13 protein-coding genes are annotated in these 11648 nt (G+C 61.4%); 7 read left to right on the plus strand and 6 right to left on the minus strand.

Features of this window, described 5'->3' with window-relative positions; genetic code table 11:
• Nucleotides 1-13: 13 nt before the first annotated feature.
• Complete coding sequence (locus tag H351_RS31925) at nucleotides 14-250, minus strand: hypothetical protein (protein ID WP_133727708.1); 237 nt, start codon at nucleotides 248-250, stop codon at nucleotides 14-16.
• A gap of 484 nt (nucleotides 251-734) precedes the next feature.
• Between H351_RS31925 and H351_RS27950 the strand changes: the two genes are divergently transcribed.
• The 4 genes from H351_RS27950 to H351_RS27965 all read left to right on the plus strand — a co-directional run bounded on the left by H351_RS27950 (nucleotide 735) and on the right by H351_RS27965 (nucleotide 4283).
• The gene (locus tag H351_RS27950; RefSeq protein ID WP_020906139.1) at nucleotides 735-1022 is read left to right on the plus strand and encodes a MerR family transcriptional regulator; all 288 of its coding nucleotides are present in this window, start codon (nucleotides 735-737) and stop codon (nucleotides 1020-1022) included.
• A gap of 144 nt (nucleotides 1023-1166) precedes the next feature.
• Nucleotides 1167-2354, plus strand: a complete 1188-nt coding sequence (locus H351_RS27955; protein ID WP_021342855.1) for a serine hydrolase domain-containing protein — start codon at nucleotides 1167-1169, stop codon at nucleotides 2352-2354.
• Between the two features lie 188 nt (nucleotides 2355-2542).
• Nucleotides 2543-3352: a PE-PPE domain-containing protein gene (locus H351_RS27960; RefSeq protein ID WP_020968420.1), complete on the plus strand. Its 810-nt coding sequence runs from the start codon at nucleotides 2543-2545 to the stop codon at nucleotides 3350-3352.
• A gap of 82 nt (nucleotides 3353-3434) precedes the next feature.
• Nucleotides 3435-4283 (plus strand): sterol desaturase family protein, encoded by an 849-nt coding sequence (locus H351_RS27965; protein ID WP_029254453.1) that lies wholly within the window; start codon nucleotides 3435-3437, stop codon nucleotides 4281-4283.
• Nucleotides 4284-4301: 18 nt separating this feature from the next.
• Here the strand turns inward: H351_RS27965 and H351_RS27970 are convergent, their stop codons facing one another.
• On the minus strand, nucleotides 4302-5609 hold the full coding sequence (locus H351_RS27970; protein ID WP_020906135.1) for an FtsX-like permease family protein: 1308 nt from the start codon (nucleotides 5607-5609) through the stop codon (nucleotides 4302-4304).
• Entirely contained in the window at nucleotides 5606-6451 is an 846-nt protein-coding gene (locus tag H351_RS27975) for an ABC transporter ATP-binding protein (RefSeq protein WP_029254452.1), read from the minus strand. The genes H351_RS27970 and H351_RS27975 overlap by 4 nt, the downstream gene beginning before the upstream one ends.
• Between H351_RS27975 and H351_RS27980 the strand changes: the two genes are divergently transcribed.
• Nucleotides 6426-7175 (plus strand): helix-turn-helix domain-containing protein, encoded by a 750-nt coding sequence (locus H351_RS27980; protein ID WP_029254451.1) that lies wholly within the window; start codon nucleotides 6426-6428, stop codon nucleotides 7173-7175. The two genes, H351_RS27975 and H351_RS27980, sit on opposite strands and share 26 nt — an antisense overlap.
• A 9-nt stretch (nucleotides 7176-7184) precedes the next feature.
• Here H351_RS27980 and zapE read toward each other — a convergent pair whose 3' ends face one another.
• Nucleotides 7185-8132: a cell division protein ZapE gene (gene zapE, locus H351_RS27985; protein ID WP_029254450.1), complete on the minus strand. Its 948-nt coding sequence runs from the start codon at nucleotides 8130-8132 to the stop codon at nucleotides 7185-7187.
• 127 nt (nucleotides 8133-8259) lie between these two features.
• Here zapE and H351_RS27990 point away from each other — a divergent pair, with 127 nt between their 5' ends.
• Nucleotides 8260-8826 (plus strand): TetR/AcrR family transcriptional regulator, encoded by a 567-nt coding sequence (locus H351_RS27990; RefSeq protein ID WP_029254449.1) that lies wholly within the window; start codon nucleotides 8260-8262, stop codon nucleotides 8824-8826.
• Between the two features lie 10 nt (nucleotides 8827-8836).
• On the opposite strand, the gene H351_RS27995 is transcribed toward H351_RS27990, so the two are convergent.
• Nucleotides 8837-9997 (minus strand): lipase family protein, encoded by a 1161-nt coding sequence (locus tag H351_RS27995; RefSeq protein ID WP_029254448.1) that lies wholly within the window; start codon nucleotides 9995-9997, stop codon nucleotides 8837-8839.
• Nucleotides 9998-10204: 207 nt separating this feature from the next.
• Between H351_RS27995 and H351_RS28000 the strand changes: the two genes are divergently transcribed.
• Complete coding sequence (locus tag H351_RS28000; protein WP_029254447.1) at nucleotides 10205-10999, plus strand: putative protein N(5)-glutamine methyltransferase; 795 nt, start codon at nucleotides 10205-10207, stop codon at nucleotides 10997-10999.
• Here the strand turns inward: H351_RS28000 and H351_RS28005 are convergent.
• Entirely contained in the window at nucleotides 10990-11619 is a 630-nt protein-coding gene (locus H351_RS28005) for a TetR/AcrR family transcriptional regulator (RefSeq protein WP_019746866.1), read from the minus strand. The genes H351_RS28000 and H351_RS28005 overlap by 10 nt on opposite strands.
• Nucleotides 11620-11648: the final 29 nt, after the last annotated feature.

An 11648-nucleotide genomic window follows, 5' to 3' on the forward strand; every position in this document is an offset into this window, starting at 1 on the left:
CCAGGCAACTGCCTCAATCGCGATCAGGATGGATCGCCTCGTGCATACTTTCCACTGCCCTGGCATGAGTTGAGAGCTCGGACCGAGCCGACCGAATCGTGACGCTGTCGCTGCGTGCCCCCGGCTCGGACGACGACGAGTCCTCTCCGGGGTTCGACGCGCCACCAGCGGGATGCTCGGAGGAGCCGGTGCGCTCTTCCCTCTCCGCGCGGGCGCGCAACAACGACTCGGACTTCGGGGTATTTCGCATCGGAGCATTGTCCCAGATTCATCTCCCATGACTCACATGGAGCGCTCTCACCCCCGGTGACCAGGCCGTTCCTGAACTCCGATACCTAGAAAGTTCGCAACAAAATATCTACAGCGGTCAGGGTAGACATTCTCGCGAGGCTGTTGTATCTTTTTTCTCGTAGCAAGGAACGAGTGAAGAGATGCGGGAGAGATGAACTACCCGCAAGCAGTACCGCAGGGCAGGGACGTGCCGGGGCCGAATTCGTGTGTGAGTGTGTAGTCGGACCCGGCACCCCCCTTCAAAGCGGCTACCGGATGTCTTGTGCGAGTCCGGAAGTTCGAAAGAATGCAGTTATGTAAGTAAGTTCAACCCCATCCGGCCCCCGGCGCACCTCGCGCCGGGGGCCCCGTCCGTTCAGCGAAAGAAGCGAGCCATTCCGGCAGATACACCACCGGGGGACCCCTCCGGCAGATTCGACGACGAGAACTATCCTGCGTACAGCATGGGACATGCGGCCGAGATCCTCGGTGTCAGGCAAGCTTTCCTTCGTAGCCTCGATGCCGCGAAACTGCTTACCCCACAACGCTCTGAGGGCGGACATCGCCGCTACTCCCGGTACCAGCTGCGCATCGCGGCCCGCGCGCACGAACTCGTAGCCAACGGCACGGCGCTCGACGCGGCTTGCCGCATCATCATCCTCGAAGACCAACTCACCGAGGCTCGTCGCATCAACGCCGAGCTCCAGCAAGCGCAGGACCGACGAGCGGAATCGGACGCAACGCCGGACTGAGGACTGACGTGATCAGGCACTGGGAGTAGCAGTCACCCCTAACCGTCAATCTGTTCCCTCCCCCTTCGAACTGCGCTAAATTCAGTCAATTGGGACATTGCTAGGCGTCGGTTGCTCGATTTCCACATCGAAGGGATCGCAGGCATGAATTCCTCCCACCACCGCACTCGGGTGCGGCTAGCTGCTCTGTCGATCGCCTTGACCCTTGCCATTGCAACCGCTGCGTGCAGTTCCGACGAGGACTCGGCAACAAACACGAGCAGCGCATCTCCCAGCACCGCGAGCAGTCAGGAATCCAACGAGATCGCGGACCTCGTCCGCCGTCAAGTGGCCGACTTGGGCCTCAGTGCCGCCGTGTTCGGAGTGTGGCGGGGCGACGACGAGATTGCTCTCGGTGCCGTCGGAGAGTCCCCTATCGGAGTTCCGGCGACAACCGACATGCAGTTGCGCGTCGGTCAGCCGATGGAACCGATGCTCTCGACAGTTCTGCTGCAACTCGACGAAGAGGGAACGCTTCCCCTCGATCAACCGATCGCGAAGTGGGAACCGAACTTTCCACGCGCAGAGACCATCACTCCACGAATGCTGGCCAACAGCACGTCGGGCATCTCCGACTACGTGACCGATCCACAGTTCCTCAAACTCTTCACGGACAACCCGATGAAAGGCTGGACTTCTCAGGAGATCCTGAATCTTGCCAACTCCCGCCCACCGCTGTTCGAACCCGGCACCGGTTGGGCGTACGCGCACAGCGACCTGACGCTGCTCGGCGACGTCATGGAGAAAGCGACTGGAAAACCGCTGGGCGACCTACTTCAGCAGCGCGTCTTCGATCCACTCGGGATGGATCACAGCAGCGTTGTGCTCACGTCGCAGATGGACGAGCCGATTTTGCACGGCTACACCAATGAACGCGGAGTATTCGAAGACTCCACTTTCTGGAATCCGACGGCTTTCCTGCACAGCGGAAACATGAACGCGCCTGTCGCCGACGTCGGAAAGTGGGTGCGCGCACTCGGAACGGGAGAGTTGCTCTCCGACAAAGCTTTCGAGCAGCAGATGGCACCGACGACTGCGGGCTTGGGAAGTATGACGGCGGACAAGTTCTTTTCCTTCGGGACCGGGCACCTCGACGGTTGGCTTGTGATGAACCCGTCGTACGGCGGCTACAACGGGCTTGCGCTCTATTACCCCGACTCGAAGACGACGATCGTCGTCTACGCCACGCTCGGGCCGACAACCAACGCGGACCTCAACAACGCCGTGCCGATGGGCAAGGCGATCGGAACCCTCCTCGAACCGGATCACCCACCGCAGGTCCCGACGCCGTGACGCGCCACACACGCTGGTAGCAAACAGCGTCGGTCGGCAACTTCCTGTTTACGCACGGATTACCTCCAGGACTTATCGCCCCATCACCATTCTCTTCAGTACCGAACGAAACGCGTCGGACCGCGGGTTGTCTCGCCAGTGAACGAGAACGTAGATAGATGGGGACAGGCCCGATGAGGAAATACGCGATGTCAGTGGCATGCACGGTTGCAGTCACAGCGGGGGTGACTCTTGTGATGTCGGTGCCTGCCGGAGCGGACCCGAATGACAGTGGGTCGTGCCCTGCCGGTGCGGTATTCGCGGTCGGCGGAACGTGGGATCCGACGGGACAAACGACGCAACCCGTCACCGACCGCTACGTGGCCCAGGGTTACGCCTCCAAGCCGGTGACCTACCCCGCCAGCTTCTGGCCGCTCGGCGATCAGACGTACGACCAGAGCGTTGCCGCCGGCGCCCAGACGCTTCGCACTGAAGTCAACGCTTTCCACGCTCAGTGCCCGGGCAGCGAGATCGTCGTCACCGGATACTCACAGGGAGCGCGTATTGCCGGCGACGTTCTCGGTGACATCGCACGCGACGGATCCATTCCGCAGTCGCAAGTCGAAGGCGTCCTCTACGCCGACCCTCGCAACTCGGCCGGGGGCATCGAAACCGTAGTGCCCAATGTCGTTCCGGGAGCGACGATGTCCGGAGCACGCGGTGGATTCGGAGACATCGCAGTGCAGGAAGTCTGCATCGAGGGTGACGGCATCTGCAACATGCCCAAGCCGCGTGATGCGCCCGAGGTGTTCGTGGATTCGGTCTTCGGCTACTTCACGAAGCACAACACCTATACGCCGATGATGTCCGAGCCCGCTCCGCCTGCTCCCCCGGCATTGCCGCAGACGCCGTCGGTGCCACTGCAACCCGCCGACGTTGCCACTGCGATCGTGACGCGGGTCGTCGAGAACATCACTCCGTATCTGAGCGCTGCACTCGCCACCGTACTGACGAAGTAACGCGATACCGCCTGTTCGGTTGACTGAAAGTCGACCGATTCGTACAAGTCGAGAGCCACCGGCATCGAGCACCATCGATCACATGCTCACCTTCATCGTCAGATACGGGTACGTCCCGTTCATGCTCTTGGGAATCAACGGAGCCGCAATCGCGCTGGCGGCATCCGGCGCGCCGAAATGGTCACTGGTGGCATTGATTCTCTTCGCAGTGGCCTGCTCTTTCGCGGCCGAACGGGCGCTTCCCTACGAATCCTCGTGGAATGCCCCGGGACCGGACAGGTTTCGCGACGCTGTCCATGCGTTTGTCAACGAATCCCTCATCTTGGTCAGCGTCGCGGTAATCCCGTTGATGGCCGCGGTGATTCCGTTCGACGGGCTGTGGCCGAGCGGTCTTCCGTTTGTCCTTCAGGTCGTCTTCGCAGTGTTGGTTGCCGATTTCGGCATCACCGTGGTGCATTTGATCAGCCACAAGGTTGGATGGTTGTGGCGTTTCCACGCGGTTCATCACAGCCTCGAACGGTTCTACGGTATGAACGGACTGATGAAGCACCCCGTGCATCAGACTTTCGAAACCGCCGGTGGCGTCCTGCCACTGATCCTCCTCGGGATGCCCGTTCCAGTTGCCTCGGCGCTCGCGGTTTGTGTCGCTGTCCAACTCCTGCTTCAGCATTCGAATGCCGATTACCGCATCGGCCCCCTGCATCCGATACTCGCCCTCAACGCCGGCCACCGATTCCATCACCTGAAGTGGGCGGGAATCGGTGACGTCAATTTCGGTTTGTTCACTCTGATCTGGGATCACCTGTTCCGCACTTATTCTTTCGATCCGGAAAAGCGCTTCAGCAGTGACGATCTCGGAATGGCGGCCAAACCCGACTACCCGGACGACTACATCGGCCAGTTGGCCGAACCGTTCCGGAAACAGAACTGACGGACGATCGGTGGAGATTCAGCCCGCGAGTACCCGTCGCATGACGGGCTTGGCTGCAAACGCACTGGCCAACACCAACGCGATCCCCACAGCCAGGGTGACACCCAACTGAACCAGCGCCATCGGAGTGGTCAATACGGCTGCCCCTGCCAGCGGGAAGAGGAACAGCAGTGCAGCGCCGGCGCCGGCCAGTGCCATCACCACCACGGGAGTGCGAACGTGCCTCATGCGGGCGCTGTCCATCACCTCGACAGGTGTGCCGGCCAAAGTCAGACTCCGATACAGCTCACGGTTGTCGAGGATCCCGGATACCTGGGTGAGCGCAGACGAGATGGCAGCCAACGTGAATGTTGCTCCGAGAGTGAACAACACCCCGGTTCTCATGTCCGCGAACAGGAACTCCTGCCCTGGCTGCAAATCCTGTCCCTCCCCGTTGCCTATCGCGGCGAGGAGAGATGTGCCTGCGGCAACGAAGCTGGCCATCGTCACACCGCTGACCGTGCGCCACACAGCCTTCGGATTATCCAGGACCCGACGCGCCGCAATCAGTGAAGCACCGTCTTTGGCGCATTTGAGCATGATCCGTCCAAGCAGCGAAATGACGAACGGACCGACCAACGCAACAACGCCGAAGCAGAGACCAAGGCCCACCAGGATTGCCGCGATGCTTGCCGCGGAGCCCCCGAATGCACTCCATCCCACAAGAACCCCCACCCCAGCCACAGCGAAGATCATCTTCGGTGCGGCGCTGGGATTGCCCGCCGTGACGCCCAACGGGCTCACGAACACCTGGCGCATCCCGAGCATCGACGTCAAAGCAGCCAGGATGGTCATTCCGAATACGATGCCCACCAGCGGAAGCGCGCCTACCCAAAGCTCACTCCACTCGAATGTCCGACCTTGAAATCTCAAGAGAGCTACGAGCGGCAACGCGAGGAGGTATCCCACCACACCGATCAACGCACCGGCCAAGCCCTGGATACCCGATTCCGCAGCGCACAGCGCAACGATCTGGCGAGGGGTGGATCCGATGAGTCGGAGCGAGGCAAGTCGTTCGTCGCGACGGCGCGCGCCCAAGCGGGCCGCCGCCAGACCGAGAGTGACGGCTGGAACGATCATCAACACCGAAGCAACCCCTGCGAGCGCTAGGTACGCCTCGGCTTCGGGTTCGCTCGATCTGCCCGCGAATGCACCGTAGCCGCCGAGCACCGTCAGCAACAACGTCGTCGAGGCGGCAAATGCGGACACTGGGAGCGCGAAGGTACTCAAGGCCTTTCGCCCTTCACCTCGCACCGTCATCAATGCAACGCGCGCTGTGGCCTTCATGCCGCCACCTGTGTCCCGACGAGCGAACCGGCCTGCATCATCATCGTGCGATCACACCACCGAGCGACTTCGGCATCGTGAGTGACGACGACCAACGCAGAACCGATCTGTTGAGCCGAATCACGCAACACCCTCATCACTTCCCAACTCGTCTGCGCGTCGAGGGCACCGGTCGGCTCGTCCGCGAAGAGAACGGCGGGTTTGGTCACCAACGCTCGCGCAATCGCGACACGTTGCGACTGCCCACCCGACATCTGACCCGGGCGACGATCCTGCAGCCCATCCAGCCCCAAGGGCGCGAAGAAGCCGTGTGCCGTCCGCTTGGCTTCTGCGATGGACAACCCGTTGAGTACGAGAGGCAGCGCGACATTCTCGATCGCCGGAAGCTCCGGCAACAGTTGGCCCGATTGAAAAACAAACCCGTACGACTCCCGTCGGAGCCGGCTGCGGTCGTTCTCACCGAGGTTCTCGATATGCCTGCCGCTCAGCAAGATTGCTCCCGAGTCAGGCTTGACGATTCCTGACATGCAATGCAGCAGTGTCGACTTCCCCGATCCTGAAGGACCCATGATGGCCGTGGCAGTACCGGCGCGCACTTCCAGCGATACACCTCGGAGCACCGGAACGTCGCCGTACGACTTGCCCAGCGCGTGGACCGACAGGACTGCGGGTGCTTGTGCGTTGTTCATGATTCCACCTTCTCGTGAACCCCTCGCGAACACATCGGCCCAGCGCACGATCTTCGGACTGAGCTCGGTCCTACCGGAGGATGACCGGACCCCGAGCTCTGTCAGGGTCGTCACTATGATTTCCGACATGACCTGGTCCGGCGCCGTCCACATGCAGCCCGGAATTCTCATGTTCACCGGCGCAGTGGGATCCGCGCACATGCATTCGCACGCCGCTGTTCAGATCATGATCATCGACGACGGGGACGTCACGGTCACGGACGGGGACGGCCACAGTGAAGTCGTGCGGTCCGTGGTCATTCCATCCGGGGCGGTCCACGCGTTGTCCGCCTCCGAGGGTGCGCGGGGACGGGCGATCTACATTGACTCCACCACCGGGATGGGTCTGCGCATCAGGCCACCGGAGCCGGGCCGCGGTGGTGTGGCCGACTGGTCGGACCGTGGGCAGACCGCAGTAGCGATGACGGACCGCGGCGCTGATTCGGATCTGGAATACGCAGCGAGGCTGATCGATTCACTATCCGAACACGAAAAGGCGTCGACCTTAGGCGTTCTTCACCCGGCCCTCGAGCATGCCCTGACGCTACTTCCCGAGAGAATCTCGGGGCAGGTCACACTGACGGACATCGCCGCCCTGGTCTCCATCTCGCCCGGACGGCTGGGAAGAATCTTCAACGATCAACTGCAGATGAGCTTTTCGACCTACATCCGCTGGTTACGGTTACGACGTGCCATGGAAGTGATGAGCAGTGGCGCAACCCTGACAACCAGTGCACACGAGGCCGGTTTCACCGACAGCGCCCATCTCAACCGTATCTGCCACAGCATGTTCGGGCTCACGCCCAGCGCCGCGACCGGCGGCCTCACCTGGAATTGACGCTGCCCCTCAGCTGACGCTGTCCATCTCCGTCCTCGCGAGCAACGACAGACGACTGTAGAGGCGCGCCAATCCGGGAACGTCCCGAAGACTGCCCGCAACGTCCTCCACACCGGCAGCGGCATACACCGTCAGTCGCGCATCGACGTCGTAGAGAACATCGACGACATTTCCGAAACGGCGAAGGGCAAATTCCGAAGCTTCGGCGAGCACCGGTACTCCGAAGATCACCCAGTCGTCGAAGCGGGAGGCAAGCTCGAGATAGTCGGCAGCCGAGGTCGAACCAGCGCACAGCACCTCGAAGTCGAACCAGACAACACCGTCTCGAATCGCCGAGCACTCCAATGTGCGCGTGCCTATCGTGAATTCGACACTTTCGCCCGAAGGCCACGTGATTCCCTGGCCGACGAGGAATTCCCCTGTCGCAAAACGGTAGTCCCCGGCACCTGGCTGACCCGCCGTCCGATAGTCGACGGAGCCACCCAATTCGATCACCTCGAGAGTCCGCTCGATCAACTCGATCGACGGAACGAACTGCTCGTGAAAAAGCGGATTCGGAAGAAGATCGGTCGGCGGGACATTGGACGTGACAACAACAGTCACACCTTTCGCGACGATTGTGTCGAGAACCCTTGCCATGAACATGGCGTCGGCGACGTCGTCGATGTGGAACTCGTCGAAACAGAGCACGCGGATTCCGTCGACGACGTGGTCCAGTGCCGCGCCCATCGACCCGAGTTCGTGCGCCCGAGAGTGCAGATCTGCAAAGAACCGATGAAAGTGAATGCGCCGCTTGCCAACTCGAATGCTCTCGTAGAACTCGTCCATGAGCATCGTCTTACCGCGGCCGACGCTACCCCAGAGGTAGATCCCTCCGCCGACCTCACCGCCGGATATCCGGGCTCGCAGTGCATCGAGGGCTTCATGTGCCGCCAACTGCTCTTCGTCCAGTAACATGAGGCTCCTCTACATCTGTAGAGTCGAGGCTAGTGACCGAAGGCAAATCGAGTCAATGTGACCCTCACGACGCACCATCTGCAGCATGCAACTCCGGCAGCATGCAACATCGACAGCAAGGAACGACATGAAGCCCGATCGCAGAGCCCTCATTGCGGCATCCGCCGTCACGATCATCGCCGAGCAGGGCCCGCGTGCACTCACCCATCGGGCGGTTGATCAGTCCCTGGAACTTCCTGCCGGTTCGACGTCGTACTATTTCCGCACTCGCGAGGCACTTCTCGAGGCAACCGCATTGCACATCGTGCACCGGTCACGTTCGATATTCGACGAACTCCGCGAGAGGCCCAGCGATCCTGCTGCCCTGACGGCCGAGTATCTCGACGATCTTCTCTCGCACCGCAGACACGAATTGATCGCGCGCTATGCACTACTCGTGGAAACTCCCCGAGATTCGGCATTGCACCAACTCCTCGAAGGCAGTCTGTTTTCGCTGGAGAAGGCAAGACCCGTCTTCGAAACCGTTGGCGTTGACGACCCTGACGTCTCCGCCGCAAATTTCCTGAGCCTGCTGGAGGGCTTGATCTTCGACTCTTGCCTGGGATCACGTAGCCGGGACCCTCACTCCAGCGAGACCGTTCGGCAACTTCGGATCCCGATCGACATCTACCTTCGCGGAGTGGGGGTCATCTGAAAAACCTTGGTCAGCAGAGGCTTCCGGTACAGGGTTGTCGACCAGAGAACAGCGCCGCGACAAAGGGAGTGCTGTCTGGAACCGAAGCCGGGACGGTCCCCAGATGATCAGTGGGATAGGTACGGAATGCAAAGTCCACACCGTTTGCAGCGAGATCAGCCGCGAACTTCAGTGTCAGCGGTGCCGGAACATCGATGTCCGACAACCCCTGACCAATGAAGAACGGGCGGTCGTATCCTGCGGTCGGCACAGTGAGCAGTTCACGCGCAGCCTCCATGAATACTGGATTGTCCAGCGACTTCGTCAGCACCTGCCCGAGTGTGACGGTTCCGTACTTCGTGCGCGCCTCGGTGTAGCACATGTTGTTCTCGACGTCGTCGAGGATGGTCTTGCCGAGCGGGGTCAGATACGAGTCGATGTCGATGTCCGGCCGCGAAGCACGCAGTCCGTCAAGAACGTTCGCGATGTAGACCGTCGTACCCTTGAGCGGAAGCGCCGGGAAAGCCGGACCACCGAGCGGTAGAAGATTTTCGATGTTCGAGGGGACACCAGTGGCGACAGCGCCGCGGTAGTCCAACTCCGGCGCGTAATCAGTGGCAAGCGAAGCGGTGAACATAGTCGCCTGCCCGCCCTGCGACTGTCCCATCGCAACCCATTCGCTCGACAGGTCGTCGTCGACCGCACGAGCGGCGCGCACCATGTCCACAACGCTGTGTGCAGCGGAACGACCGTCGAGATACGGGTGAACACCAGGTGTTCCGAGCCCCACGTAGTCGGTCGTCACCACCGCGTATCCCTGCTCCAGCCAGTGACCCAGATGTGTCGCGGTCCGTTCGAGTGGAACACTGCTGCTCAGCGCACACTGATCCGCGACACCCACCGTTCCGTGCGCATAGGAGATGACCGGCCAACCACCCTCGGGCGGAGATCCCTCTGGGCGATACACCACACCGGTACTCGTCATCGGCGCATCCTTCGGGCCCGTCGACCAGTACGTCACCTTTGTTGCGCTCACGGCACCCGGGATCACCCGATCGGGACCGAGTAACTCCCGACTCACGACAGCACCCGGAGCATCATTCGGTTCCGCTCCAGCCGGCGCCGCAACTGTCAACGCCACCAATGCACTCGCGCTCAGCCCGACGAGCGTCCTACCCAGTCGCTTACTCACGTACTTCTCCTACGATTGCGGTGACGGTGCATATGTGGTGATCGGTCCCACATCAGCCGATCGAGTTCAGACCATAGAACAGCCTTACCAATTGGTCAACCTAGATTCCCGCTCCGCATCTACCGTCGTGACACGCCTGCTCGGGTAGGGTGGCGGTGTTCGATACGTGCAGGTCCCAGCGAGATCAGGAGGCCGAAAGGCTCTCTCATGTCAGCACCTGATCTCCCGACCTTCCCTGCTTCGCAGCAGAAGTCGGTGGCCGAGATTCTCCGAGCAGCAGGTTGCGTATTCGCCGAAGACGAGGCTCGCCTACTTCTTCACACCGCACGCTCTCTCGATGAACTCGACGCGATGGTCGACCGACGAGTTGCGGGCGAACCACTCGAACCTGTCCTCGGATGGGTCGAGTTCTGCGGCTTGCGCATTCACATCGACTCTGGAGTCTTCGTCCCACGCCGGCGCACCGAGTTCCTCGCCCGGCAGGCCTGCTCACTCGTCGACTCGGGAAGCGTCGTCGTCGACATGTGTTGTGGCTCAGGAGCTGTCGGTACTGTCCTGCAGTCGACGCTCGATGCCATCGATTTGTACGCGGTAGATGTGGAACCAGCCGCGGTGCGGTGCGCTCGCCGAAACATCACACCGCCCGAGCGCGTACTCGAAGGCGATCTCTTCGAACCACTGCCGACGGAATTACTCGGTCGCGTGGATGTGGTCGTTGCCAATGCACCTTACGTCCCCACCGATTCGATCAGGCTGATGCCGCCCGAAGCCCGTCTTCACGAACCGCTGGTCTCGTTGGACGGCGGCACCGACGGACTGGACCTGCAGCGACGCATCATCGCGGACGCTGCGCCGTGGCTACGACCGGGTGGCTGTCTTCTCGTCGAGACGAGTACGGAGCAGGTCGAAATGACTGTTGAAACATTCACTCGGGGAGGTTTTCTCACTCGAGTGGCAACCTACAGTGAGACCGCCTCGACCGTGGTGATCGGTCAGTGTTGAAGGCGATCGGATCCTGGCGTGGACCACTCCCGAGCGCGGGCGGCAAAGCCGTCGACAAAAAGCCCGAACGCACGATCGACGCGGGCCCGGTCCCCAGTGGCCAGAAGATCCATCGACAGACCCCGCATTTGCGAGAGCAACAGAGTAGCGACAGAGGCAACATCGTCCTCGGGGCAACCCGCTTGTCGTAGACCGGCTTCCAGTGCCTCGATCCAATCGCCTACAAAACGGTCCAGGAACCGTCCGTAGCGTTCGCGGTCGCCGAGCGCGAGGGCGTAAATCTCGACCATCACTCGGAACCGCGGCAGGACCTCCGGCGTCGTACGTTCGGTCCACCACGCGGTCAGCACTGTCGCCGGATCGACCCCCGGTTTCATCGGAACCGCAATCGGAATGGACTCACCACGCATGTTCTCGATGACCTCGGAGAGCAGGTTCTCCTTGCTCTCGAAATGGTTGAGCAACGACGCATGCGACACACCTACGGCCTTGGCGAGCTGCCTCACCGTCAGTTCCCCGACACCGTTGTCGATGACGTAGCGGGTCAGCGCGTCGAGCAACTCCTCACGTCGCCCGGCGTATCTCAGGCTGCGTTTGTCGATGCGTTCGGGCTCCGGCACATACCCACCCTACCGGCCGGAATCACCAG

It is taken from the genome of Rhodococcus erythropolis R138, assembly GCF_000696675.2.
Taxonomy (GTDB): domain Bacteria; phylum Actinomycetota; class Actinomycetes; order Mycobacteriales; family Mycobacteriaceae; genus Rhodococcus_F; species Rhodococcus_F erythropolis.